Source organism: Streptomyces sp. NBC_01306 (genome assembly GCF_026340465.1).
Classification (GTDB): Bacteria; Actinomycetota; Actinomycetes; order Streptomycetales; family Streptomycetaceae; genus Streptomyces.
On the sequence record NZ_JAPEPC010000001.1, the window covers coordinates 4240794 to 4266113 of the forward strand.

The window sequence follows — 25320 nt, forward strand, 5'->3', positions numbered from 1 at the left end:
TGCGTGGCGTTCAGCCCCACGGCCACCTCGCCCTGTGAACCTCAAGCGCGACAAGAGACCCCATAGGAGCCAGGGAGTCAATCCGTATGTCCGCAGACGACGCAGCACGCTCCGCTCTCACCGGCCGCCGCAGGTTCCTCGCAGGATCGGCCGCCGCGCTCGGCGTGGCCGCCGCCGCCCAGCTTCCGCTCTCCGGCAGCGCGTCCGCCGCAACGCCCGCCCCGGCCCGCACCGCCGTGTTCACCGGATCCGCCGCGGCCCCGAAACTTCCTGCCGGACTCTTCAGACTCGGCGTCGGATCGGGCGATCCGCTGCCCGACGCGGTCGTGCTGTGGACCCGCCTCGCGCCCGACCCGCTGAACGGCGGGGGTATGCCCGACGCCCCCGTCACCGTCGAGTGGCAGGTCGCCGACGACGCGAAGTTCACCAAAATCGTCCGGAGCGGCACCGAGCAGGCCGTGCCCGCACTGGCCCACAGCGTGCACGCCGACGCCAAGGGCCTGCAGCCCGGCCGCAAGTACTGGTACCGCTTCCGCTGCGATGGCCAGATCTCGCCCGTCGGCCGCACCCACACCGCGCCGTCGCCGCTCTCGGCCGGCGGCACCCTGCGTATCGCGCTCGCCTCCTGCCAGAACTGGCAGCACGGCTATTTCACCCCGTACGCCGACATGCGCGCGCAGGACCCCGACCTGGTCCTCTTCGTCGGCGACTACATCTACGAGTCCGCTCCGGCGGCCGGCTCCGTGCGGCTCCACACCGGCAAGGGCGAGCCGTACACACTGGACGAGTACCGCAACCGCTACGCCCAGTACCGCACCGACCCGGACCTCCAGGCCATGCAGGCGTACGCGCCCTGGGTGGTGACCTTCGACGACCACGAGGTCGACAACGACTTCGCGGGCGAGGTGCCGCAGGACCCGGCGAAGCAGTCGCACACCGCGTTCGTCGCCCGGCTGACCGCCGCGTACCAGGCGTACTACGAGCACATGCCGGTCCGGGCCACGGCGGTGCCGCACGGCCCGCACATCCAGATGTACCGGCGCTTCGACTACGGCGGGCTCGTCCGGCTGAACGTCCTGGACACCCGCCAGTTCCGCACCGACCAGGCGGCGACGCAGGCGGGCGCCGAGGACCCGTCCCGCACGATGCTGGGCGCGGCCCAGAAGGAGTGGCTGCTGAAGGGGCTGACCCGGTCACCGGCCCGCTGGAACGTCATCGCCTCCCAGATCATGATGGCCGAGACCGATCTCATGCCCGGCAAGGGCAAGCTCTGGTACTACGACGCGTGGGACGGCTACCAGGTCGAACGGAACGCGCTCATGCGGCAGTTCCAGTCGGTGCGCAACCCGCTGGTGCTCTCCGGTGACCGCCATCTGACGATGATCAGTGACCTGAAGAAGGACTTCGCCGATCCGAAGTCCGCCGTGGTGGGGGCGGAGTTCGTGGGTACGTCGATCTCCAGCAACGGGGACCAGGACCAGACCGTGTTCCACGAGCAGTGGGACCCGCTGAAGAAGGACAACCCGCACTGGAAGGTCATCGACGCGCACCGCGGCTACCACCTCTTCGACATCGGGGAGTCGTCGGTGGACGCCCAGGTCCGGGTGGTGGACACGGTCCTCAGCAAGAAGGCGAAAGCCAGCACGCTCGCCCGGCTCCAAGTGCGGTCGGAGCGGCCGGGGGTGCAGGTGGTGAGTTAGGGCCTTCCGTTCGGGTCAGGCCGGATCAGGGAGCGGGGGCGATGTCCGGTGGCGCGCGGGGCCGTCCGGTCCGCCCCGGCGCGTCACACGGTGGTCCGTGCCCGGAACGTACGCCGGTAGACCGTCGGGGGAACCCCCAGTGCCGCCGTCAGGTGCTGGCGCATGGACTGGGCCGTACCGAAACCGGCGTCCCTGGCCACCTGGTCGACCGACAGGTCCGATGACTCCAGCAGGTACCTGGCCCGCTCGACCCGTTGCCGGGTGAGCCACTGGCCGGGGCTGATGCCGGCCTCCTCGCGGAAGCGGCGGGTGAAGGTGCGTACGGACATCGACTCCTGCTCGGCCATGTCCCGCAGCTGAATCGGCTCGTGCAGCCGGGCGAGCGCCCAGGCACGGGCGGCGGTCGTCGTCGCCGACCGGTCCTCGGGCAGCGGCCGTTCGATGTACTGGGCCTGGCCACCGTCCCGGTGCGGCGGTACGACCGTCTTGCGCGCCACGTCGTTCGCCACCGCCGTTCCGTGGTCGCGGCGCACGATGTGCAGGCAGAGGTCGATTCCCGCCGCCACGCCCGCCGATGTGAGGACGTCCCCGTCGTCGATGAACAGCACGTCCGGGTCGACCAGGACAGCCGGGAACAGCTGCTGGAAGTGCGCGGCGGACGCCCAGTGCGTGGTGGCGGGCCGCCCGTCCAGATATCCGGCGGCGGCCAGCACATAGCCGCCGGTGCAGATGGAGACCAGCCGGGTGCCGGGCCGGATGCGGGCGAGCGCGGTGGCCAGTTCGTCCGTCAGCCTGCCTTCCTCGTACACCGGGCCCAGTTCGTACGAGGCGGGGACGACGACGGTGTCCGCGGTGGCCAGTGCCTCCGGGCCGTACTCGGCGACGATCGAGAAGTCGGCGTCCGTACGGACCGGGCCCGGCGGGCGCACCGAGCAGGTCACCACCTCGTACAGCGGGCGGCCCGCCGGGTCGCGGGGACGGCTGAAGATGCGGTGCGGAATGCCGAGTTCGAAGGGGAGCAGCCCGTCCAGGGCGAGCACGACGACGCGGTGCGGGCGCGGGTTGGGGCGGGGCACGGGGTCCTCCCTGGGACAGAACGGGCGGCACTGGCCTGTCCGGCCTCTCCGGACGGGGCGGTGGCCCGATCATAGCGAAGGCTGTCCTCCGGGCCACTCGTACGACCGGTGCTGCCCCGGTGATGCTGGCGGAGTGACACAGACATCGGAACCACTGGGCCCTGTCCCGCAGCCCGTGCAGCAGGAGCAGCGGTCGCAGCCCGTGCAGCAGGAGCAACGGCCTGTGCCGCAGGCGGGGTTGGCGCCGTCATCGCTGCCCGGCGGGCGCCGGCCGCGCCTGCACCGCGCCTGGTTCGTGGCCGCGGTCACCTTCGTGACGATCATCGGCGCCGCGGCCTTCGCCTCGCTGCCGGGCCTGCTGATCGACCCGCTGCACGAGGAGTTCCACTGGTCGCGCGGCACGATCGGCCTGGCGATCTCGGTGAACCTCGCGCTGTACGGGCTGACGGCGCCGTTCGCGGCGGCGCTGATGGACCGCTTCGGGATCCGCCGCGTGGTGGCCGTCGCGCTCACCGTCATCTCGGTGGGCTCGTTGCTCACGGTGTGGATGACCACCGCGTGGCAACTGGTCCTCTACTGGGGCGTGCTGGTCGGCATGGGCAGCGGCTCGATGGCGCTGGCCTTCGCGGCGACGGTGACCAACCGCTGGTTCGTCGCCAAGCGGGGGCTGGTCACCGGCGTCCTCACGGCGGCGAGCGCCTCGGGCCAGCTGGTCTTCCTGCCGGTCCTCTCCTGGCTCGTCGTGCACCATGGCTGGCGCCCCGCGGCGGTCACGGTGGCGCTCGCGGCGCTGGCCGTGGTGCCGCTGGTGTGGCTGCTGCTGCGTGACCATCCGGCGGACGTGGGCCAGTCGGCTTACGGGGCAGCGGAGTTCGTACCGAAGCCGCCCCCGCTGACCGGCGCGGCCCGGCGGGCGGTCGGGGTGCTCGCCAGGGCTGTCAGGACGGGCCCGTTCTGGCTGCTCGCAGGGACGTTCGCGATCTGCGGCGCATCCACCAACGGCCTGGTGAAGACCCACTTCGTCCCGGCGGAGCACGACCACGGGATGCCGGTCACGGCCGCTGCCTCGCTGCTCGCGGTGATCGGGATCTTCGACATCGTGGGCACGATCGCGTCCGGCTGGTTCACGGACCGCTTCGATCCCCGCCGCCTGCTGGCGGTCTACTACACGCTGCGCGGCATCTCACTGCTCTTCCTGCCGATGCTGCTCGCGCCGTCCGTCCATCCGCCGATGGTCCTGTTCATCGTCTTCTACGGCCTGGACTGGGTCGCCACGGTCCCCCCGACGATCGCCCTGTGCCGCGAGCACTACGGCGAGGACAGCGCCATCGTCTTCGGCTGGGTACTCGCCTCCCACCAGGTGGGCGCGGCGCTGGTCGCGTACCTGGGCGGCGTGGTGCGGGACGTCTTCGGCTCGTACGACGTGATCTGGTACGCGTCGGGTGCGATGTGCGCGGCGGCGGCACTGATGGCCCTGGTGCTGAGGCCCCGGGCGGCGGGAGTCGTGCGGGTGGCGGGCGCCGGGGGCTGAGCAGCCGGTTGCGGCGGTCCCGGCCGGATGAACACACGTGTCCTGTGCGGGAGATGCCCCCGGGGTTGCTCAGGCCGTGAACCGGCCGAACGCTCCCCGGTGGAACAGCAGCGGTGCGCCATCGGCCGAACCGCCCAGCGTCTCCACCCGGCCGACCACGATCAGGTGGTCGCCGCCCGTATGGACGGCGTGGATGCGGCAGTCGATCCAGGCCGGTACGCCGGTGAGCAGCGGCGCACCGGTCGCGGGGGCCGGTTCATGGGTCACCCCCGCGAACTTGTCGGCGCCGCTCACCGCGAAGGCGCGGCACAGCCCGCCCTGGTCCGCGCCGAGGATGTTGACGCAGAAGGCCCCGGCGCGGGCGATGCGCGGCCAGGTCGTCGACGTACGGGCCACCATGAACACGACGAGCGGCGGCTCCAGTGAGAGCGAGGCGAAGGACTGGCAGGCGAAGCCGGCCGGGCCCTCTTCGTCGTGCGCGGTGACGATGGTGACGCCGCTCGCGAAGTGGCCGAGTACGCGGCGGAATTCGCCCGGGTCGACGGGCATCCGTTCGTCGTCGCCCACCGCCCGCAGATCCGGGCGCGGGAGTGGATCGACCGGCCCGGTGGCCGTCGGGGCGCCTACCGACCTGAGGTATCGGACGGCGGTGGCCGCCATCCCTGCGTGTCCCATCATCACCCCATTGAAGCTGACGGAGCGTCAGATAGGAAGGGTGTCACCACCTTCTTCCGGCCTGGCCTGCCGCCCTCGGCGCTCCCGCATACCGCCCCCGGCACTCCGGCCTACCGCCCCCGGTACTCCGGCGTCCGGCGCTCCACGAAGGCCGCCACGCCCTCGTTCGCGTCGGCCGTCGTCATGTTGATCTCCTGGGCGGCGGCCTCGGCCGCGAAGGCGGTGCTGCGGTCCGACTCCAGTGAGGCGTTCACCAGTTGCTTGGTGAGGGCCAGGGCCCGGGTGGGGCCCTGGGCCAGCCGGGCGGCCCACTCGTGGGCCGTCTTCAGCAGGTCCTCGTCCGGGACCACCCGGTTGATCAGGCCGATGCGTTCGGCTTCCGGCGCGGGGAGCGCGTCGCCGAAGAACATCAGCTCCTTGGCGCGGTGCGGGCCGATCAGGCGGGGCAGCAGATACGCGCCGCCGCCGTCGGGGACGAGGCCGCGGCGGGCGAAGACCTCGATGAACCTGGCCGATTCCGCGGCCAGTACGAGGTCGCAGGCGAGGGCGAGCTGCGCGCCCAGGCCGGCGGCGGTGCCGTTGACCGCGGCGATCACCGGCTTCTCGCAGTCGAGGACGGCCGCGATGAGGCGCTGCGCGCCGAGCCGGATCGTACGGGCCACGTCGCCGGTGACGCGCTCGGCCGGGGCCTGCGGGCCGCCGCCCCGGAGGTCGGCGCCCGCGCAGAAGCCGCGGCCGGTGGCGGTGAGGACGACCGCGCGGATGTCGGGGTCGGCGGACGCGGCGGCCAGGAGGCCGATGACCTGTTCGCGCTGGTCCCAGGTGAGGGCGTTCATCGCGGCCGGGCGGTTGAGGGTGATCGTGGAGACGCCGTCGGTGGTGGTATGGAGGATCGCGTCTTCTTCGGCTTCGGGCGAAGGGGTCATGGGGTCGCCTTTCGGAGCTGAGGAGGCTCTCAAGCCCCTGCTGGGGGTCCCCCGGACGAGGTCCGGGGGGAGTTTGAGGAGCGGGGGTCCGGGGGGCTCAGCGGCAGACCGCCAGTGCGTCCAGGGCCACCGCGCCCTGCCCGCGGCCCAGGACCATCAGGGGGTTCACATCCAGTTCGGCCAGCTGGTCGCCCAGTTCCAGGGCCATCCGCTGGATCCGCAGCACCACCTCCACCAGCGCGTCCACATCCGCCGGCGGCGCGCCCCTGACGCCGCCCTCCAGCAGGGCGTGGCCCCGGAGTTCGGTCAGCATGTCGCGGGCCTGGTCCTCGCCGAAGGGCGGGACCCGTACGGCCGTGTCGTCCAGCAGCTCCACCAGGACGCCGCCGAGCCCCACCGTCACCGTCGGGCCGAAGAGCGCGTCGGTGGTGACGCCGACGACCATCTCCACGCCCCGCTCCACCATCTGGCAGACCAGGATGCCGTCCAGGTCGACCGATTCGTACCGGGCGATGTCGGTCAGCTCCCGGTACGCGTCCCGCACCTGGCTCGCCGAGGTCAGGCCGACCTTCACCAGGCCCAGTTCGGTCTTGTGGCCGAGCTGGGCGCCGGACGCCTTCATGACGACCGGGTAGCCGACCTGCCCCGCCGCCCGGACCGCCGCTGCCGCGCTGGTCACCAGCTGTTCGCGCGGGACGCGGATCCCGTACGCCCGCAGCAGCTGCTTCGCCGCGTGCTCGCTCAGCTGCTGGTGCGGGCGCATCAGGGCCTGGGCCTTGCGGAACGAAGGGGACGGGGTCCGGGGGGCCTCGTCGAAGGGGGAGCGGTAGCCGGTGGTGAAGCGGTGGTGGTCCAGGTACGCCTTGACCGCTGTGACGCAGTTGCCGAACGTACGGAAGGTCGCCACCCGTTGCGAGCCGAGCAGCGTCGTGCGGTACGCCTCCTCCGTGCCCACCGGCGACCCCCACACCACGCACACCAGCTTGTCCGTGGCCTCCGCCGCGTCCACCAGGTCCTGGGCCAGCTTGTCGCTCATCGGCGGGAAGGGGCCGGTGATCGGACAGATCAGGACCCCCACACCGGGATCCGCCAGAATCGCGTCGATGATCTTGCGGCCGCGCCAGTCGCCCACCGGGTGACCGCCGTTGTCGACCGGGTTCGCGACGTTGAGGTACTCCGGTATCCAGGTGTGCAGTTCGGCCTGTTTCGCCTCCGAGAGGACCGGAAGGCCGATCCCGGCCGCCGTCGCCAGGTCCGCGAAGTGCGCCCCCGTGCCGCCGGAGATCGAGTACACCACCACGCCGTCGGCCTGCGGCTTCTTCGCCCGGGCCAACAGGGCCGAGGTGTCCTGGAGTTCGTCCAGGCCGTTCACCCGGATCACCCCGTACTGCCGCATGGCCGCGTCGACCACCTGGTCCGCGCCGGTGAGCTTCCCGGTGTGCGAGGCGGCCGACCTGGCCCCCGTCTCCGTACGGCCCACTTTCACCGCCACGACCGGCACCCCGGCCCGCGCCGCACGGTCCGCGGCCAGCAGGAAGGACCGGCCGTCCTTGAGGCCCTCGACATAGCAGGCGATCGCGCCGACCTCGGGGCGCCCGGCGAAGTACGAGATGAAGTCGGAGGTCTCCAGGTCGGCCTCGTTGCCCGTGGGGGCCCAGTGCGACAGCCGGATGCCCAGTTCCTGCATGGCGAAGACCGGGCGGCCCTGGTGTCCGGACTGGGTGATCAGGGCGACCGCCGGGCCCTCCAGGTCGTCGCGGAACTTCTCGAAGGCGTTCAGGTTGGTGTTGGGGCCGAGCATCCGCAGCCCGGAGCGTTCGACCGCCGCCGTCAGCCGGGTCTGGGCGTCGGCGCCCTGCTCGCCCGTCTCGGCGAAGCCCGATGCGAAGGCCACCGCGAACTTCACCTTGGCATCGGCCAGTTGGGGGATCAGCGGCAGCGGATCCGCGACCAGGAGTACGGCGAGGTCGACCGGTTCGGGCAGGTCGGCCACGGTGGGGGAGCAGGGGAGGCCGAAGACGGCCGTACGGGTCGGATGCACCGGGTGCAGGGTCGCGCCGACCCGCTCCGACCAGGCGATCAGCTGACGGGTGATCCCGGTGTTCGGGCGGCCCTCGGCGTCGGACGCGCCGATGACGGCCACCGAGCCGGGCCGGAAGAACCGGTCGAGATCCGGCACGGAGGCGTATACCGGGCGTCCGCTGACGTCCAGATCGCCTTCCGCTGCCGCTGTGCCGTGAACGGCGGCGGGTGGCTGCTCCCCGCAGGCCACCACGCGCGCATGGAAGTCGGTGGTGAGGGTGCCGTGAGTCGATCCAAGCATCGTTTCCGCCCGCTCCTGCTCGATGGCCGAAGTACCTGACACCTAGTCAGATTACTGAACTGACGGCCCGTCAGGAACACTGCTGCAAGCAAAGACTCGCGATACGGCACTTCCCACCGCGTCACCGGCCGATACCGCCGCAGGGCGCTGTCGGCCGGTTCTCGCCTACCCGGCGTCGGCCGGAGCCGCCCGCCGGTGCCCGCGCAGGGCGTGCAGGCCGGCCAGGACGGTGCCGACGCAGAGAGCGGTGGCGCTGAACCCCAGGGACGCGTGGACGCCGATGGCGGCGCCCAGCAGACCGACGGTGAAACCGCTGCCCGCGCGCAGTCCGTTGGCGGACATCCCGTACACCCCGAGGACCCGGCCGCGGTCGGCGGCGGGGGCGAGCAACTGCACGACCGTCTGGCCGATCGACATCGACGCGAGGTTGGCGACGCCGCCGACGAGCAGCAGCCCGAGCGCCAGCGGATAGCTGGTGGTGAGGGCGAAGAACAGGCTGGTCACGCCGTAGATCGCCGTACTGATGACGGCGGCGGGCACATGCGGTTTGACCCACCCGGTGGCCTCCAGCACGATGCCGCCGACGACCCCGCCCGCGCCGTTGGCGAACAGCAGGACCCCGTACGCGGTCCCGGCGCCGCCCGCGCCGAGGTCATGGGCGAAGATCGGCATCGAGGACTGGAGCGAGGAGCCGACGAAGAACGAGCCGAGGCCGCCCAGGATGATCATGCTGACCAGGGTGCGGTTGGAACCGATCTCCCGCAGGACGCGCAGCGACTCCAGCACCCCCACCCGTGGCCTGCTGTGGCGGTCGCGGGTGTGGCCGGTGAACCGGGTACGGAAGAGGAAGAGCGTCAGCGGCAGGTAGAAGGCGACGTTGGCGAAAATACCCGCCGTGGGGCCGAGCCCCAGCAGCAGCGCGGACCCGACCACGGGGCCGAAGAGGACGCCCAGACTGCGGAAGGTGGCGTTCAGGCGTACGGCGCTGGGCAGTTCGGCCGGTCCGACGAAGTCGTGCAGCATCAGCTGCTCGCCGGGGCCCCACAGTGACCCGGCAAGGCCGTGCAGGACGAGCAGGACGCACGCCTCCCACATGTGCAGCGAGTCGGTGAGGAACAGGACGCCCCAGGTCACGGAGACGGCCATGAACAGGACCTGCGCGGCCTGGATGATGCGGCGGCAGTCGTAACGGTCCGCCAGGGAGCCGAACCACATCGAGAGCAGCAGGAACGGCACCCAGTGGCTGATGACCTGGAAGCCGGTCAGGGCCGGGGAGTGGAACGTCTGCCACAACACCCAGTAGGTGATGACGTGTTCGATGTTGTCGGCCATCATCGCCAGGGCCGCACCGAACAGGTACGGGCGGCAGTCGCGATTGCGCAGCGCGGCGAACCTCGGAGGCGGCGGGGCGACGGGCGGGCCGCCGGACGTCTCTGGAGCAGCGCCGGCGGAAGGGCCGGTGGGTGGGGTGGTGGTTGGGACGGTGGCCGGGGTCGCGGGCTGCGCCTCGGCGGGCGCGAACGCTTCAGCGTCGGCCAGGTGGGTGGGTATGCCGCAGGCTGCGCACATCCTTGATCTCCCCCTCTTCGGTACGGTCGCCGGGCCGGGGGTTCCGGCTCGGGGAGAACCCCGGCCCCCGGCCCGTGCGGTGAGCTGTGAGTCCGTGCGGTGAGCCGTGACTCCGTGCGGTGAGCCATGGCCCCGACCACGGCAGTGTGCACCGTGAGCCACGTGGCTGAGGACTCAGGTGGTCGTGACTCGGGTGGCGACGCGCGTCGTGACGTAGATCGTGACGCGGGTCGTGCTCAGAGGCGGCAGCTGATCTCCATGCCGTCCTCGACGGGGAAGGGCACGCTCCGGTAGCCGTTCGCCGGGGTGCGTACGTACTCCAGGTACGGGCGCAGGCTGCTGAGGTTCACGTCGTCGGCGACCACGAGTGTGCCCGGCGCCAAGTGCGGTTCGAGCAGGCGCAGTACGGGCAGGCACAGGTCCTTCCAGCCGTCGAGCAGGACGAAGTCCGCGGGGGCGTCGAGGCTGCCGAGTGTCTCCCGGGCGTCCCCCTCCAGCACGGTGATCACATCGTCCAGGCCGGTCTCGGCGAAGGTGCGACGGGCCGCGGCCGCCTTGTCCCTGTTCAGTTCCGTGGTGACGACGCGCCCGGCGCCGTTGTCCCGCACGGCGGCGGCCAGATACAGGGTCGAGATGCCGAAGGACATGCCGAACTCCACGACGGTGGCGGGCCGGGTGGCCCGCACCAGGTTGTAGAGCAACTCGCCGCCCGCTGCGGAGATCGGCATGTAGATCTCGGCGGTGGCGTCGGCGAGTTCCTGCGGTGTCGTCGGCTCGGGGCGGTCGGGGTGCTCGGCCCGGGTGCGCGCCGAGGTGGCTTCGTCGAGCGCGGCGAGGTCGAACATCCGGCTGAGTGCGGTCTCGACCCTGGGGTCGGCGAGCGTGTGGGTGAAGGTCATGCCGTTTAGAGTAGACGCACCGTTGCGTTTAGTCTAGAACGGCTGACTATCCTGGGGGCAGAGGGAGGCACCATGGGAGCTGAGGCAGGAACCGCTGAGGAAGGGGCCGTCGGCGCGCCGGGCCGACGGCACCACGGCAACCGGCACGGGCGCAGCGAAATCGCCCGGTTCGCGGTGCTGGAGGCGGCCGACGATCTGCTCGCCGAGAAGGGCTTCACGGGCGTCACGATGGAAGGCATCGCGGCGCGGGCCGGTGTCGCCAAGCAGACCATCTACCGCTGGTGGAGCACGAAGACCGACGTCCTGATGGATGCCTTCCTGCAGGACGTGGCCGAGGAGCCGCCCTCGCCCGATCACGGCGATGTGGCGCGCGACCTGAGCGACCACCTGGGCCGCCTGGGCCAGTTCCTCAGTGGGTCGGACCCCGGAGCCGTCTTCAAGGCGCTGATGGCCCAGACCCAGCACGATCCGGCGTTCGCCGAGGACTTCCGGGCCAGGTTCCTCGACGAGCAGCGCCGCCGCGACCAGTTGCCGCTGGAGCGTGCCGTGCGGCGGGGAGAACTGCCCGCGGACCTGGACGTGGCGGCCGAGACCGACCAGATCGTGGGTCCGCTCTACTACCGGGTGCTGGTGACGGGCGAGCCGATCGGCCGGGACTTCACCGACCGGCTGGTGCGGTCCTTCGTGAGCCGCCTGGGCTGACGCCGCCGGGGGGTCGCCGCGCGCGGCGGCCGGTGGCTCCGTGCGATCGCCGCGTCCACCCTCGCGGTCAGCGCCCCGCTGGCTTCCCTGCTCAGCACACTGCTCACTGCCCTGCTCGCTGCCGTGCTCAGCACACTGCTCACTGCCGTGCGATGACCGCGGCGATCTTGCGTGCGTCGATCGCCAGCTCGCGGAACATCCCGCTGATGGGGTTGGTGAAGCCCGTGAAGAACAGTCCGGGCGCCTGTGCGGGGGTTCGGCCGCCGTGCACCACGGGTTTGCCCCGCGCGTCCAGGACGTCCAGGTGTCCCACCAGCGGCTCCAGCGCCCGCCGGTACCCCGTCGCCGCGATCACCGCGTCCGGTGAGATCCGGGTGCCGTCGGCCAGGACGACCTTGCCGTCGTCGAAGGAGTCCACCGCCGCGACCGGCTCGACCCGGCCGGTGCGGACCGCGTCGATCAGACCCACGTCCTGTACGGGGATCGCGCCCTCGCGCACCCGGGAGTAGAGGCCCGTGTCGGGGCGCGGCAGGCCCTGCACGGAGAGGTCGGGCACGGAGATCTTGCACAGCGCCTCACCGGCCCGGTCCACCAGCCGGGTCGGCAGTCTGCGGACCAGGATGCCGGTGCGCTGCGCGGGCCAGCCCGCGGTGGAGCGCCGGATGATGTGCGGGACGGTGCGGATGGCGATGCGTACCCGCCCGGCGCCGCCCTCGACCAGGTCGACGGCTATCTCGGCGCCGGTGTTGCCGGCCCCGACCACGAGCACGTCCCGGCCCGCATACGGCGAGGCGTCGCGGTACGCGCCCGCGTGCACCAGGTCCCCGTGGAAGGTGTCCGTACCGGCCCAGTCGGGCAGCCTGGGCGTGTGGTTGTACCCCGTGGCCACGACCACCGCGCTGCCGGTCAGCTCCCGCCCGCCGGTCGCGTGCAGCAGCCAACCCGGGCCGTCGGCGCGGGCGATCCGGGTGACCTCGACCCCGGTGACGATCTCCAGGCCGTGGTACTCCGCGTACTTCTCCAGATACCGCACGACGTTGTCCCGCGACACCCAGCGCCCGAAGGAGCGCGGCATCGGCAGCCCCGGCAGCCCCGAGAGACGCCGGGTGGTGTGCAGATGCAGACGGTCGTAGTGGTGGCGCCAGGAGGTGCCGACGTCGTTGGACTTCTCCAGGATGACGGCCCGTACGCCCCGCTCACGCAGCGCGGCGGCAGCGGCCAGTCCGCCCGGTCCCGCACCGATGACGTAGACGGGCCGGTCGTCCTTCGTGTCGTCCATGGAACGGAGCGTAATGGCCCGTTCGCTTGATAGGTCTCGGTCAAGGCCAGAAGCGATTGCGAATTGATCACGCCTGCACACCTCTTGCGCACAGTGGCTTCCATCCGCTGAACTGACGTACCGTCAGAAACCTATGGGGCAACGAGCGAGGGGACCCGATGCATTCGATCTGGCTCAGTGGCGCCGAGTGGCTCGCCGTCCTCCGAATCGGACTCGGCCTGTGGTGGCTGGAGAGCTGGCGCCACAAGGACAAGAAGGCCTGGTTCGAGCGCGGTACGGGCATCACCTGGGCGGCGGACGTGGCGGGCAAGCACAAGTGGCCGGTGGTGAAGCGCGGCTTCGAGCGCTTCGTGGCGCCCCGGCCCCGGCTCATGGCCCATGTCGTCGTCTACGCCGAACTCGCCCTCGGTCTTGGCCTGGTGGTCGGATTTCTGACCCCGGTGGCGCTGGTCGCCGGGTTCCTGCTCAACCTCCTCTACTTCGTGCTGATGATCCACGACTGGGCCGAGCAGGGGCAGAACGCGATGATGGCGCTGATTTCCCTGGCCGCCTTCGGCGCGATGGCCTGGCAGACCTGGTCACTCGACCACGCGATCGGACTCTTCTGATGACAGATCCCGCACCCGTCACTGCTGCCCCTGCCGCATCCCCGAGGTTCGATCTGCCGGAACCGGATGCCTTCACCGCGCCCTACTGGGCGGCCGCCGCCGAGGGCCGGCTGCTGATCAGGCGCTGCGGCGGGTGCGGAAAGCCGCACCACTACCCGCGCGAGTTCTGCCCGCACTGCTGGAGCGACGACGTCACCTGGGAGCAGGCGAGCGGCCGGGCCACGCTCTACACCTGGTCGGTGGTGCACCGGAACGACCTGCCGCCCTTCGGGAAGCGTGTCCCGTACGTCGCGGCGGTGGTGGATCTGGCCGAAGGGCCGCGCCTGATGACGGAGATCGTCGACTGCCCGGCGGACGGGCTCCGTATCGGGATGGCGCTCGGCGTCACGTTCCGCGAACTGACCCCGGGAGTCAGCGTGCCGGTGTTCCGCGCCGACAGGCCCTAGGGCCGGGTCACAGGCGGAAGTCCGGGGACACCTCCGGTAGTTCAGCGGTGACGGCGCGGATGGTGTCCCGGAGCCAGCGCTGTCCCAGGTCGCCGTCCAGCCGGGGGTGCCAGGCCATCTGGTAGTGCAGCGGGCGGATCTCCTCGGGGGCGGGCAGGATCCGGATCCCGGGGTCCGGGCGCTGCTCCGCGAGCAGCCGCGCGGGCAGCGTGAGGATCAGCCGGGTGCCCAGGACCGAGAGCGCGGCCAGCGAGTGGTAGGGCACGGTCAGTCCGGCCCGGCGGGGCGTTCCGAAGTCCTCCAGGCGCCCCTCGATCGCGGTCTGGCGCTCGTCGGTGGTGCCGACGATCACGTGGGTGGCGTCCAGGTACTCCTCCAGAGCGATCTCCGGACGCCCGGCCAGCGGGTGGTCGGCGGAGAGCACACACATGAACCGGTCGTCGAAGAGATGCTCGGTGTGCAGCGCGGTGACCGGCTCCGACCTGGCGTAGAACATCAGGTCGACGACGCCCCGGTCGAGGTCCTCGTGGATGGCGTCGTGCCAGGTGCGGAAGTGCACCGTGGAGCGGGGCGACTCCCGGAAGACGCGCTGGAAGACCGCGGGGGCGAACACCCGGGCGTAGTCCGTCCCGGCAACCCGGAAGGCCTCGGCGGCCTCCGCGGGGTCGAACTCCTCCGGGGCGAACAGGCCCTCCAGCCGCGGCAGGACCGCCCGCAGCTGGCGCTGGACGCGCTCGGCCCGCGGGGTGAGCCGGTATCCGCGCGGCGTGCGCACCAGCAGTTCGTCGCCGAGCGTGTCCCGCAGCCGCTGCAGCGCCCGGCTCATCGCCGGCTGGCTCATCCCGGCGACTTCGGCGGCGTGCGAGACATGCCGCTCCTCCAGCAGCGCGGCCAGCGGGGCGAGCAGATTGAGGTCGACCCGTTCAATATGCGCCATGTGGATAACCTAGATAGTTGTGATGCATTAGACAAATAATCACACGCGGCGGAGGGTTGATCCCGTCGCCGGGCGGACCGCCCGCGAACTCGCCCACCGCACCCGATCGGAAATCCCCCATGACCCGCCGCCAGCTGGACGCCGTATCCGACCTGTTGCTGAACTCGCCTCTGGACCTGGGCGGCGACGTCGAGAAGATGCGCCGCGTCTTCGACGAGATGCTCGGCGGCGCGCCGCTGCCCGCCGACGTCCGCACCCGGACCACCGAGCTGGGCGGGGTGCCCGCCGTGGAGGTGCGCGCCGGCGCCGCCGAGCCGACGGGCCGCACCGTGCTGTACTTCCACGGCGGCGCCTACGCGATCGGCTCGGCCGCCGCCAGTGTCGGCCTGGCCTCCGAGATCGCCCGGCGCACCGCGGCCGACACCTTCTCCGTCGACTACCGGCTCGCCCCCGAGCACCCCTTCCCGGCTGCCGTGGACGACGCCCTCGCCGCCTACCGTGCGCTGCTCGACCGAGGCGTCCCGGCCGGATCGGTCGCCGTCACCGGCGAGTCGGCCGGCGGCGGTCTCGCTCTCGCCCTGCTGCTGGCGATCCGGGACGCGGGGCTGCCGCAGCCGACGTCCGCGACCGTCCTGTCCCCGTGGACGGACCTCACCCAGTCCGGTTCCACCATGACTACCCGGGCCGACGAGGACCCGGCGCTCACCCGCCGGGCCCTGGAGACCCGGGCCGCCGACTACCTGGCCGGGGCGGATCCGCGTACCCCGCTGGCCAGCCCGCTCCACGCCGATCTGCGCGGACTGCCGCCGCTGCTGATCCAGGCCGGCGGCCGGGAAATCCTGCTCGACGACGCCCTGCGGCTGGCCGCGCGGGCCGCACGCGCCGACGTCCCGGTCACCCTGCAGACCTTCCCCGGGGCGCCGCACGTCTTCCAGGGTTTCGCCCCGGCCGTGGACGAGGCCGCGCAGGCCCTGGACCACGTCGCCGCCTTCATCAACAGCCTCATCAACAGCCATGTCCAGCAGGAGGGTTGACCATGAAAGCCGTACGCTTCCACCGCTACGGAGACATCGACGTACTCGGTGTCGAGGACGTAGAACCGCGCCCGCTCGGCCCGCAGGACGTCCTGGTCCGGGTGCGGGCCGCCGGGATCAACCCGGGCGAGGCCAAGATCCGCACCGGGGCCCTGCACGGGCAGTTCCCGGCGACCTTCCCGTCCGGACAGGGCAGCGACCTCGCCGGCACCGTCACCGCGACCGGGGCCGCGGTTGCGGGCTGGGTGCCCGGAGACCCCGTAATCGGCTGGTCCTGGGAGCGGTCCAGCCACGCCGAGTACGTCGTCGTCCCGGAGGACCAGCTCGTCCGCAAGCCCGACGGGCTCCCCTGGGCCGCCGCAGGCGCCCTCTACGTCGCGGGCAGTACCGCATCAGCGGCGGTCGCCGCGGTCGCCCCTCGGGCCGGCGAGACGGTCGTGGTCAGCGGGGCCACCGGCGGGGTCGGCACCCTCACCGTCCAACTCCTGCGCCGGCGCCGGGTGAACGTGGTCGCGGTCGCCTCCGCGCGGCACCAGGACTGGCTGGGGTCCCAGGGCGCCGCCCTCGTCGGCTACGGGAGCGGGGTCGCCGAACGCCTCCGCCGGGCGGTCGAAGGCGACGCGGGCGGCACCGCGCACGCCTTCCTCGACTTCCACGGCGGCGACTACCCGCGGATCGCACTCTCCCTGGGGGTGCCGCCCCGCCGGGTCAACACGCTCGACCACGGTGCCGCCGCCGCGCTCGGCACCCGGTCGCAGGGCAGTGCCGAGGGCACCGACCGGGCAGTGCTGACCGAGCTGGCCGAGCTGGCGGCGGCCGGCCGGATCGAGGTGCCGATCAGCCGGACCCACCCGCTGGTCGAGGTCCGGGCGGCCTTCGCCCACCTGGAACACGACCACCCGTTGGGCAAGGTCGTCCTCCTCCCGGACGCCGCCCCCGCGCGCTGAACCGGCCGACGGCCCGACCGTCCCGCCGTGCGGAGCGGGCGGATCGCCATGCGGCGCCCCGCCCGCGGACGCACCCAGCGGGTCAACGGGCGCCGCGCCCACCCCTTGAGCGCGACCGCCGAGCCGCCCCCTCGGCAGCTCCCCGACCCCCCCGCGTGTTGAATAGCCGCATGACCGACATACGGACCCAGCCGGAGGTGCACGGCCTCGGCCTGAGCCTGCGCCCCTGGGATGCGGCGGACGCCGAGGTGCTGCTGCGCGGTGTCACCGACCCCGAATATCTGCGCTGGAACACTCCGCTGAGGGCCGTCACCGACCTGGCGGACGCCCGCGCCACGATCAGGAACCGCAGTGCCGGGTGGCTGCGCGGGGAGCTGGTCCAGTACGCCGTCACCGAGGACGGCGAGATCGTCGGCGGCGTCGGACTCTCCGGCATCAACCGCCACATGTGCCAGGCGGCCGTGGGTTACTGGGTGCTGCCCGGACTGCGCGGCCGGGGCATCGCCACCCGCGCGGTGGAGCTCTGCACCCGCTGGGCCTTCGAGCAGGAGGGCATCCACCGCATCGAGCTGCGCCATGCCGTGGACCACACCGCGTCCTGCCGCGTCGCGGAGCGCTGCGGTTACGCGTACGAGGGCACCCGGCGCGACGGTATGCACCGGGCCCAGCGGCCCGGCACCTACCGTGACGCCCATCAGCACGCCCGGCTGGCCACCGACCCGTACCCCGACCCCAGTCCCGATCCCACCCCACGGTGACGGGACGACGGCAGCCCGTGCCCGTCGGGTAACGAACCCGGGGGCTCGTACGCAGGAAAAGATGACGAAGGAGGTCCGCTATGGGCGCTGGGCGTGGACTGACGGTAACTGGGTGGGTATTGGGCAGTCTGGGCGTCGTGCTCCTGGCCGCCGGCGCCCTCTGGGGTTTCCGTGGGTACGAGTCGGTCAGCGTGAACGACGACTCGATGGTCCCGGCGTACGCCAAGGGCGACCGGGTGGCCATCGAGAAGAGCGACGGCGGCGGCCTGCACCACGGTGAGGTGGTGCTCTACCGCACCCCGGACCGCTACGACGGCGCCGATGCCCTCCAGCGCGTCATCGCGCTCGGCGGCGACCACCTCGTCTTCGACGGGAAGCAGCTGGTGCTCAACGGCGAACCGCTGGACGAGCCGTATCTCGACGACGGTGACGAGGGCGCGTCGGACGCGTACGACGTCCTCGTGCCGCACGGCCGGATGTTCACCCTCGGCGACAACCGCGCCGACGCGCTGGACTCCCGGAACTTCCTGGCCGTCCAGTCGGGCACCCTGCCGGTGAAGGCGGTCCGGGGGCGGCTCATCGACAACCCGGCGATGCCGCTGCTGCTCGCCGTGAGCGTCCTCGCCGGCACGCTGCTGGCGCTGGCGGGCGCCGGGTTCGGGCTGGCGGGCCGCGTGGTCCGCCGCCGCCGGCTGGCCGCGCTCACGCCCTACGGCCAGAGCAGTTCACGCGCCCAGTCCCGGCTCTCCGTACGCCGGTAGCGCAGCCGGACATGACGGCGGCGCGTGTCGCCCTGGAAGAACTCCACCTCGTCCGGGTCCAGCACATAGCGCGTCCAGCTCGGCACGGGTGCCTCCGGATCGGCCTGCGCACGCTCCCACGCGGCGGCCGACGCCTCCTCCAGCTCGCCCAGTGAACCCAGCACTTCACTCATCCGCCCGGTGAGCGCGGCCGCCAGCGCCCCGGTCGAGCGGGCGTGCAGATCGGCCTGCCCCTCGGCGGCGGGCGCGGCGGTCACCGGCCCGCGCAGCCGGACCTGCCGAGCCTGCGCGGGCCAGTAGAACCCGAGCGCCGCCTCCGGACGCCCGGCCAGCTGGCGGCCCTTGGCGCTCCCGGAGTGCGAGGCGAAGTGCCAGCCGCGCGCATCGGCGCCGTGCAGCATCAGCGTCCGTACGTCGGGGCGCCCGGCGGCATCGGCGGTGGCGAGCGTCATGGCGTGCGGCTCGGGCTGCCCGGCGGCCGCCGCGGAGCGCAGCCACTCCCGGAAGAGGGGGAGGGGATCCGCGGGCGCGGTGTCCGGGTCGAACTCCGGCAGTTCGGGCAGGTCCCAGACCCGCAGGGTGTGCAGGAACTCGGTGAAGTCGTCCATGCGGACCATTGTCGGCTGCGTCCAGGCCCCCACCGCCCCCACGCCTACTCCGGCTCGCGGCAGAGCTGCGCCGTGACCACCGCATGCAGCAGTTCCGGGTCGACGAACTTGCCCTCCACGGGCGGATCGCAGCGCCAGTGCAGCGGATACGTGTTGCCGTCCGGCGCGGGAATCCCGACGTACTGGTCCCGTGCGGACGGCCCGTAACAGGTCACCCCCGGCGGCCAGTCGAACTCGTGCGACGCCCCCGGCGGGATCAGGAAGTACGTCCACCTCCCCCCGGCCACCTCCCGTACGACGGGCCCCGGCAGCCCGTCGGTGAGCGTGGCGAGATGGTGCAGTACGGCCTCGCCGCGCACCCCTCGGACGCGGATGGCATCGAAGTGCACTCCGGTGAGACGGAGTTGGTGGCCCGATGCCGGTACCCAATCGGGGAGGTTTTCAGTCGTCATGCCTACGAGCATCGGCATGATTGCGTAGCGTGACCAGAGGAATGGGGTGCACATCGGGACGATGTGGAAAGGCAGGGCGATCTTGTGGCAACCAGTAAGCCGAGCGAAGTGAACGCGGCGCAGCCGTCACCGGCACGGCGGCACGTAGGGGACCTGATCAGGAACTTCCGCTCACGGGCAGGCCTGACGAGACAGGACATGGGTGATCGGCTGCTCATCTCGGAGTCGCTGGCCGGGGCGTACGAACGGGGCGAGCGCATCCCGACGACCAGTTTCCTCAAGGACGCCGACGGGGTGCTGGACGCGCGGGGCGCGCTCAAGTCGTGCATCCCGCTGATGGAGGACGAGAAGTACCCGCGGACTTTTGTGGGGTGGGTGCGGCTGGAGAAGATCGCTTCCAGCGTCAGTGCGTACGAGAACATGTTCTTCCCGGGGCTGCTCCAGACCGAGGAGTACATCCAGGCGCTGTACGAGGAGCGCGTCCCGCAGTTCTCGGAGGCGGAGATCCAGAAGCACGTCGAGGCGCGGCTGGAACGGCAGGCGGTACTCAGCCGGGACCCGCTGCCGATCGTGGCGTACGTCATCGAGGAGTCGGTGCTGCAACGGCCCATCGGCGGGAAGTCCGTGCTGCGCAACCAGATGCTGCATCTGCTGAAGTGCACGCAGACGATGAATCATCTGATGGTGCAGGTGATGCCGACGGTGAGGACTGCGCACGCGGGGATGCAAGGTGCGTTCGCGTTGGCGAGCACTCCGGACGGTCGCAACTGGGGCTACGAAGAGGGGCAGTGCGAAGGTACGTTGATCTCCAAGCCGCAGCAGGTCAACCAGCTCATCGACCGCTTCGGGATGTTGCGGGCGCAGGCGCTCACCCCCTGGGAGTCCGCAGAACTCATCGAAAGGATGGCGGACCAGCTATGAGCAGCGAACTCGCGTGGTTCAAGAGCAGCTACAGCAACAACGAGGGTGGCGCCTGTCTCGAAGTCTCCTACGACTGGCGCAAGTCGAGCTACAGCGGCAATGAGGGTGGCAACTGCGTAGAGGTGGCAGCCCACCCCCGCGCCGTCCACATCCGTGACTCCAAGGTCCCCGAGGGCCCGACCTTCACAGTCGCCCCGGCCACCTGGACGACCTTCCTGGAGCAACTGCCGGTCTGACCCTCGTCGCACGCATGTTGTAGGGCGCCGCCCAGTCCAGGCGGCGCCCTTCGGCGTTCCTCAGGCGGTCCCGGGCGGGCGAAGGGTCCGGCGGACGGCGTCGCGGAGCCAGTGGTGGGCTCCGTCGGCGGCGTGGCGGGGGTGCCAGGCCATGCCGATGGCCAACGGCGGCAGTGGCAGGGGGATGTCGAGGAGGCGCAGGCCGAGGGTGGTCGCGGCGTCGGTGAGGGGCGAGGGAGCCGCGCCGGGGAGTGCCGTGGGGACGAGGCAGACGACGTCGCTGCGGGCGGCGAGGGTCATCGCGGCCAGATGGCTGGGGAGGACGGCCGTGACCCTCCGGCGGAGGTTGTGCTCGGCCAGGGCGGTGTCCAGGGGCCCGGTGAAACGGCCGCGGCGGCTGACCGTGACGTGCTCGGCGGCAGCGAGCCGGGCCGGGGTCAGGCTCTTCTCGGTCAGCGGATGGCCCGGCCGGACAGCCGCCGCCATCCGGAGGGCGACCAGTTCCTCGACGTGGGTTTCGGGGTCGACATGGTCGATGGACCCGATCTCCAGGTCGATCCGGCCGTCTCGCAGGGCCGGTCCTGCCTCCAGCTCCTCGGCCCGGAACCGCAGCGAGATCCCCGGCGCGTCCTCCCGGGCCAGTCGCAGCAGTTCCGGGGCCAGCGCCGCACCGACCAGGTCGGCCGCCTGGAGGGTGAGGGTCGCGCGCAGGGTGGCGAGTTCGGCGCCGGTTCCCGGAGCGAGCAGCGCGCCCAAGTGACGTACCACTGCGGCGACTTCCTCACGGAGGGCCTGAGCCCGGGGAGTGGGGACCATGACCTGCCCGGCCCGCACCAGGAGGGGGTCCTGAAGGGTACGGCGGAGACGGGCGAGGGTGCGGCTCATGGCGGCGGGGGAGGTGTGCAGGCGCGCGGCGGCGCGGGTGACGCTCTGCTCGGCCAGCAGGGCGTCCAGTGCGACGGCGAGATTGGCGTCGATGGGCGGGGTCGGACTGTTCACCAGCGTCATTCCATTTCAGGCAATGATCCCTTGCCGAAGTTCCTCTTGTGGCAACTCCGTGGTCCTCCGCAGGATGACAGACGTACTCATCCGCCACACCCACGAGGACCTCATGATCGTCATCACTGCGCCCACCGGGAACATCGGCCGCCAACTGCTGCCCCTGCTGCTGGAGTCCGCCCCTGCCCACGGTGAGGAACTGCGCGTCATCGTGCGTGACCCCGCCCGGCTTCCCGACGCGGTGCGCGAGTGCGTCGAGGTGGTCACCGGCTCGCACGGCGACGCCGACGTGGTCGAGCGGGCCTTCGAAGGCGCGGACGCCGTGTTCTGGCTCGTGCCCCCGGACTCCTCGCTCACTCCGGAGGAGGCGTACACCGGCTTCACCCGGCCCGCTCTCAAGGCGCTCGCCGCGCACGGCGTCGGCCATGTCGTGGGCGTTTCGGCGCTCGGCCGCGGCACCTCGGTGGCCGCCCACGCCGGACTCGTCACCGCGTCCCTCGCCATGGACGACCTCCTCGCGGGAAGTGGCGCCGCCTATCGCGCCCTGGCCAACCCCTCCTTCTTCGACAACCTCCTGGAGGAGGCCGACTCGATCCGCGAGAAGGGTGTCTTCACCGACGCCGTCGCCGCCGACCGCAAGGCCCCGCTCGTCGCCGTCGCCGACATCGCGGCCGTCGCCGCAGGTCTGCTCCTCGACCGCTCGTGGTCCGGCGCCGGCAACGTCCCGGTCCTCGGGCCGGAGGACCTGTCACCCAGCGACTTGGCCCGCATCATGACCGAGCAGCTCGGCCGCCCTGTCCGCTACGAACGGCAGCCGCTCGGCGAGCTGTCCACCACGCTCGTCGGCTACGGACTCAACGAGGCGTTCGTCCGGGGCATCGTCGACATGAAGCAGGCCAAGGACAACGGCCTGGACGCAGGTGTCGCCCGTACCCCGGAGACCGCCACGCCGACCACCTTCGAGCAGTGGTGCGCCCGCACCCTCAAGCCCGCCGTCCTGCGGTGAACGACCGCCCGTCACCGCGATTTCCGACACTCACCGCACCGACACCCACCGCGCCGAGACCACCTGCCACCGTGGAGGCACCTGTCATGTCCGCTGAGGAAACCGCACCGCCGGTCACCGCCTTCATGCTCATCAAGACCATGCCCGAGTGGCTGGCCATGACCCCTGAAGAACGGGTGAACGCCTTCGTCACCGAGGTCGTGCCCGCGATCAAGGCCAAGACCACCGGTGTCCGCTCGCGCTTCTACGACACGGAGTTCTACTCCACCCGCGTCACCGATGTCTGGGTCTGGGAGGCCGACGACCACGCGGCCTACCAGCTCCTCATCGACGCACTGCGCGAAACCCCGTTCTGGGACCGGTACTTCGAGGTCGTCGACCTCCTCGTCGGCACTGAGAACGGCTACTCCCGCACCTACGGCACCGAGGCCGTCACCACCATCAGCACCTGAGAAACCGACCGACCCGCAGGAGGCCGAAGACCTCCGGCGCCCAGCAGCCGGAGGGCACGGACCGGGAGCGCCACCGGCCACGTGTCGCGACGGTGGCAGCCGTCAGGCTGAGCGGAGGCATTCCTCGGGCGGGCTCGGGAAGGGCAGGGCTGGTGTTGAATACGGCTTCATGAGCAAGAGTGCACGTGGCGCCAGCAGGACAGCGGTGCTGGTCTGCCAGGGGCGGGCAGCCGCGGACGGCAGGGCTGCTGCCGGCCGGTTCGCGGATCCGGTGGCAGCCCGGCTGCTGAGCGTCGCGGAGCGTGCGCCGGTGGACGAGGTGCACTCGGGCACTCCGCCGCAGGGCTGGCGGGCACGCACCACGTACGAGAGTGTGCGGGCGTGCGCCGAGGTGGTCGTGCCACGGACGGTTGCGATCGATGAGGCTCTGCGCGCCCGCGTGACCGGCCAGCTCGTCATCCTCGGCGCCGGTCTGGACACGCGTGCATGGCGTCTGCCCGAACTCTCCCGGACAGATGTCTGGGAGGTCGACCATCCGGCCTCTCAGCAGGACAAGTGCGCCCGCCTCGACGAGGCCGCGCGGGTGGCCGGGGGGCCGGAGGAAGAGGCCGGACTGCCGGCGCTCGCCCGGTCCGTGCGGTTCGCGCCGGTCGACTTCGCCGTCGACGACCTCGGTGCGGTGCTGGACGCCGCCGGGCACGACCCCGCCGCGCCGACGACATGGCTGTGGGAGGGCGTCGTCCCGTACCTCACACGCGACGAAGTGCGCGCCACGGTGGCCGCGTTCGCCGCCCGGACGGTCCCGGGAAGCACGCTCATCGTCAACTATCAGGCGCCGTCGGTGAAAGCGGCCGCAGGACGGCTGCTGACACGCGTGCTCGGCAGTTCCATCATGGCGGCCGAGCCGTGGCGCTCGCTGTGGAAGCCGCAGACGATGGGCGCACTGCTCGCGGAGTACGGCCTGCGGGTGGTGTCGGACGACACCCTCCTCGCCCTTACGCACACGCTCGCCGGCCCTTCGGGGGGACGGGCATCGCTGCGGTCGGGCCGGGTAGCGATCGCTGAGAGCCACTGACGCGAGGCAGGCCCCAGGGCCTGTCGTCAAAGTGCCGCCTGCCGCGCGGCGTCTGGCACGCACGCTCGCGGTGTTGCCGAAATGCCCTAGTAGCTCCGCTACGAGAACATTCCGGCGCCTTGCGAGCGCACGCACCAGACGCCGCGCGGCCGCCCTTCGGGCAACGACGGCACTTTGACGACAGGCCCTACCCCCGCCCCAGCACCACCGTCCCCGACGAGCAGAACCATCCGCCCGTCCCCGAAGCGACCGCCAGTTCCGGCAGTCGGCCGCCCGCCTTGTGCACCTGGCGGCCGTCGCCCGCCTCGCCGCGCAGCTGACGTACCGCCTCGACCAGCAGGAACAGACCGCGCATCCCGGGGTGGCAGGCGGAGAGTCCGCCGCCGTCGGTGTTGACGGGGAGTTCGCCGTCGCGCAGCAGCCGTCCCTTCTCCACGAACGCGCCGCCCTCGCCCTTCGCGCAGAACCCCAGATCCTCCAGCGTCACCAGCGTCATATAGGTGAAGGCGTCGTAGATCTCGGCGAGGTCGATCTCCGCCGGGCTGACCCCCGCCCGCTCGAAGGCGAGCCGGCCGCTGACCGCCGCAGGGGAGACCGTGAAGTCGTCCCACTCCGACATCGTGGTGTGCGAGACGTGCTCTCCGGCGCCCAGCACCCACACGGGAGCCTTCGCGCAGTCCGGTACGTAATCCTCGGCCACCAGCAGCACCGCGCAGCCGCCGTCGCTGCGGATGCAGCAGTGCAGTTTGGTGAACGGGTCCGCGATCATCGGCCCGCCCAGCACCTCGTCCACGGTGACCGGATCGCGGTACAGGGCATCGGGGTTGCTCGCCGCGTTCGCCCGCGCCTGCACCGCCACCGAGGCGAGCTGCTCCAGTGTCGTGCCGTACTCGTGCATGTGGCGGCGGGCGGCCATCGCGTACTTGGCGATGAGCGAGTGGCCGTACGGGACCTCGAACTGGAGCGGTCCGCGTGCGCCGAAGGAGAGGTTCGACGTACGGCGCCGCGCCTTGATGTCGGCGCGGGCCGTGGAGCCGTACACCAGCAGTACGGCGTTGGCGTGGCCCGCCGCGATGGCGTCGGCGGCGTGGGCGGCCATGACCTCCCAGGTGGAGCCGCCGACGGAGGTGGAGTCCACCCAGGTGGGTTTCAGGCCCAGGTACTCGGCGACCTCGACCGGGGCCAGGGTGCCGAGGCCCGCCGATCCGAAGCCGTCGATCACCTCGCGGCCGAGGCCCGAGTCCGCCAGCGCGCGGCGCGCGGCCTGGGCGTGCAGGGCGTACGGGGTGGCGTCGTCGACCTTGCCGCAGTCCGACAGGGCGACACCGGCGACGGCGACCCGCCGCCGCGGCCGGGCAGATATGACAGAGGATGACATGAATCTGACGGTACATCAGATC

General features: G+C 71.7%; 26 protein-coding genes. 14 read left to right on the forward strand and 12 right to left on the reverse strand.

Annotated features, from left to right (window positions below):
* Window positions 1-86 precede the first annotated feature (86 nt).
* On the forward strand, window positions 87-1700 hold the full coding sequence (locus OG385_RS18745; protein WP_266855822.1) for an alkaline phosphatase: 1614 nt from the start codon (window positions 87-89) through the stop codon (window positions 1698-1700).
* A gap of 83 nt (window positions 1701-1783) precedes the next feature.
* Here the strand turns inward: OG385_RS18745 and OG385_RS18750 are convergent, their stop codons facing one another.
* Window positions 1784-2776, reverse strand: coding sequence for a GlxA family transcriptional regulator (locus OG385_RS18750; RefSeq protein ID WP_266855824.1), 993 nt, complete (start codon window positions 2774-2776; stop codon window positions 1784-1786).
* A 223-nt stretch (window positions 2777-2999) separates the two neighbouring features.
* Here OG385_RS18750 and OG385_RS18755 point away from each other — a divergent pair, with 223 nt between their 5' ends.
* A complete protein-coding gene (locus OG385_RS18755) occupies window positions 3000-4307 on the forward strand; it encodes an MFS transporter (RefSeq protein WP_266860984.1) in 1308 nt (435 codons plus the stop codon).
* Between the two features lie 69 nt (window positions 4308-4376).
* Here OG385_RS18755 and OG385_RS18760 read toward each other — a convergent pair whose 3' ends face one another.
* From OG385_RS18760 to OG385_RS18780, 5 genes are all read right to left on the reverse strand, one after another.
* Window positions 4377-4967 carry a flavin reductase family protein gene (locus tag OG385_RS18760; protein ID WP_266860986.1) on the reverse strand — a complete coding sequence of 197 codons (591 nt, stop codon included), beginning with the start codon at window positions 4965-4967 and terminating at the stop codon, window positions 4377-4379.
* Window positions 4968-5092: 125 nt separating this feature from the next.
* Window positions 5093-5908 carry an enoyl-CoA hydratase/isomerase family protein gene (locus tag OG385_RS18765; protein ID WP_266855826.1) on the reverse strand — a complete coding sequence of 272 codons (816 nt, stop codon included), beginning with the start codon at window positions 5906-5908 and terminating at the stop codon, window positions 5093-5095.
* A gap of 97 nt (window positions 5909-6005) precedes the next feature.
* Entirely contained in the window at window positions 6006-8231 is a 2226-nt protein-coding gene (locus tag OG385_RS18770; RefSeq protein WP_266855827.1) for an acetate--CoA ligase family protein, read from the reverse strand.
* Window positions 8232-8396: 165 nt separating this feature from the next.
* On the reverse strand, window positions 8397-9800 hold the full coding sequence (locus OG385_RS18775; RefSeq protein WP_266855829.1) for an MFS transporter: 1404 nt from the start codon (window positions 9798-9800) through the stop codon (window positions 8397-8399).
* 236 nt (window positions 9801-10036) lie between these two features.
* Entirely contained in the window at window positions 10037-10699 is a 663-nt protein-coding gene (locus tag OG385_RS18780) for an O-methyltransferase (RefSeq protein WP_266855831.1), read from the reverse strand.
* Between the two features lie 72 nt (window positions 10700-10771).
* Here OG385_RS18780 and OG385_RS18785 point away from each other — a divergent pair, with 72 nt between their 5' ends.
* A complete protein-coding gene (locus OG385_RS18785; RefSeq protein ID WP_266855833.1) occupies window positions 10772-11401 on the forward strand; it encodes a TetR/AcrR family transcriptional regulator in 630 nt (209 codons plus the stop codon).
* Between the two features lie 139 nt (window positions 11402-11540).
* On the opposite strand, the gene OG385_RS18790 is transcribed toward OG385_RS18785, so the two are convergent.
* Complete coding sequence (locus tag OG385_RS18790) at window positions 11541-12680, reverse strand: NAD(P)/FAD-dependent oxidoreductase (protein WP_266855835.1); 1140 nt, start codon at window positions 12678-12680, stop codon at window positions 11541-11543.
* A 158-nt stretch (window positions 12681-12838) separates the two neighbouring features.
* Between OG385_RS18790 and OG385_RS18795 the strand changes: the two genes are divergently transcribed.
* On the forward strand, window positions 12839-13288 hold the full coding sequence (locus OG385_RS18795; RefSeq protein ID WP_266855837.1) for a DoxX family protein: 450 nt from the start codon (window positions 12839-12841) through the stop codon (window positions 13286-13288).
* The gene (locus OG385_RS18800; RefSeq protein WP_266855839.1) at window positions 13288-13734 is read left to right on the forward strand and encodes a Zn-ribbon domain-containing OB-fold protein; all 447 of its coding nucleotides are present in this window, start codon (window positions 13288-13290) and stop codon (window positions 13732-13734) included. The genes OG385_RS18795 and OG385_RS18800 overlap by 1 nt, the downstream gene beginning before the upstream one ends.
* A 7-nt stretch (window positions 13735-13741) precedes the next feature.
* Here the strand turns inward: OG385_RS18800 and OG385_RS18805 are convergent, their stop codons facing one another.
* Window positions 13742-14671, reverse strand: a complete 930-nt coding sequence (locus OG385_RS18805; RefSeq protein ID WP_266855841.1) for a LysR family transcriptional regulator — start codon at window positions 14669-14671, stop codon at window positions 13742-13744.
* Window positions 14672-14790: 119 nt separating this feature from the next.
* Here OG385_RS18805 and OG385_RS18810 point away from each other — a divergent pair, with 119 nt between their 5' ends.
* From OG385_RS18810 to lepB, 4 genes are all read left to right on the forward strand, one after another.
* Window positions 14791-15705: an alpha/beta hydrolase gene (locus tag OG385_RS18810; protein WP_266855843.1), complete on the forward strand. Its 915-nt coding sequence runs from the start codon at window positions 14791-14793 to the stop codon at window positions 15703-15705.
* Window positions 15706-15707: 2 nt separating this feature from the next.
* Complete coding sequence (locus OG385_RS18815) at window positions 15708-16652, forward strand: NADP-dependent oxidoreductase (protein WP_266855845.1); 945 nt, start codon at window positions 15708-15710, stop codon at window positions 16650-16652.
* Window positions 16653-16822: 170 nt separating this feature from the next.
* On the forward strand, window positions 16823-17410 hold the full coding sequence (locus OG385_RS18820) for a GNAT family N-acetyltransferase (protein WP_266855847.1): 588 nt from the start codon (window positions 16823-16825) through the stop codon (window positions 17408-17410).
* Window positions 17411-17547: 137 nt separating this feature from the next.
* A complete protein-coding gene (gene lepB, locus OG385_RS18825) occupies window positions 17548-18171 on the forward strand; it encodes a signal peptidase I (protein WP_266855849.1) in 624 nt (207 codons plus the stop codon).
* Here lepB and OG385_RS18830 read toward each other — a convergent pair.
* Window positions 18120-18779 carry a pyridoxal 5'-phosphate synthase gene (locus tag OG385_RS18830; RefSeq protein ID WP_266855850.1) on the reverse strand — a complete coding sequence of 220 codons (660 nt, stop codon included), beginning with the start codon at window positions 18777-18779 and terminating at the stop codon, window positions 18120-18122. The two genes, lepB and OG385_RS18830, sit on opposite strands and share 52 nt — an antisense overlap.
* A 44-nt stretch (window positions 18780-18823) precedes the next feature.
* On the reverse strand, window positions 18824-19231 hold the full coding sequence (locus tag OG385_RS18835; protein ID WP_266855852.1) for a hypothetical protein: 408 nt from the start codon (window positions 19229-19231) through the stop codon (window positions 18824-18826).
* A gap of 108 nt (window positions 19232-19339) precedes the next feature.
* Here OG385_RS18835 and OG385_RS18840 point away from each other — a divergent pair, with 108 nt between their 5' ends.
* Both OG385_RS18840 and OG385_RS18845 read left to right on the forward strand, forming a co-directional pair.
* Window positions 19340-20152, forward strand: coding sequence for a helix-turn-helix transcriptional regulator (locus tag OG385_RS18840; RefSeq protein ID WP_266860988.1), 813 nt, complete (start codon window positions 19340-19342; stop codon window positions 20150-20152).
* On the forward strand, window positions 20149-20388 hold the full coding sequence (locus tag OG385_RS18845) for a DUF397 domain-containing protein (protein WP_266855854.1): 240 nt from the start codon (window positions 20149-20151) through the stop codon (window positions 20386-20388). Before OG385_RS18840 ends, OG385_RS18845 begins: the two co-directional genes overlap by 4 nt.
* 60 nt (window positions 20389-20448) lie before the next feature.
* Here OG385_RS18845 and OG385_RS18850 read toward each other — a convergent pair whose 3' ends face one another.
* A complete protein-coding gene (locus tag OG385_RS18850) occupies window positions 20449-21396 on the reverse strand; it encodes a LysR family transcriptional regulator (RefSeq protein WP_266855856.1) in 948 nt (315 codons plus the stop codon).
* A gap of 103 nt (window positions 21397-21499) precedes the next feature.
* On the opposite strand from OG385_RS18850, the gene OG385_RS18855 reads away from it, so the two are divergent.
* The 3 genes from OG385_RS18855 to OG385_RS18865 all read left to right on the forward strand — a co-directional run bounded on the left by OG385_RS18855 (window position 21500) and on the right by OG385_RS18865 (window position 23920).
* Entirely contained in the window at window positions 21500-22393 is an 894-nt protein-coding gene (locus tag OG385_RS18855) for an NAD(P)H-binding protein (RefSeq protein WP_266860990.1), read from the forward strand.
* An 86-nt stretch (window positions 22394-22479) separates the two neighbouring features.
* On the forward strand, window positions 22480-22845 hold the full coding sequence (locus OG385_RS18860; protein ID WP_266855858.1) for a darcynin family protein: 366 nt from the start codon (window positions 22480-22482) through the stop codon (window positions 22843-22845).
* 169 nt (window positions 22846-23014) lie between these two features.
* Window positions 23015-23920, forward strand: a complete 906-nt coding sequence (locus OG385_RS18865; protein ID WP_266855860.1) for a class I SAM-dependent methyltransferase — start codon at window positions 23015-23017, stop codon at window positions 23918-23920.
* A gap of 187 nt (window positions 23921-24107) precedes the next feature.
* On the opposite strand, the gene OG385_RS18870 is transcribed toward OG385_RS18865, so the two are convergent.
* Window positions 24108-25298, reverse strand: a complete 1191-nt coding sequence (locus tag OG385_RS18870; protein ID WP_266855862.1) for an acetyl-CoA acetyltransferase — start codon at window positions 25296-25298, stop codon at window positions 24108-24110.
* Between the last annotated feature and the right edge of the window lie 22 nt (window positions 25299-25320).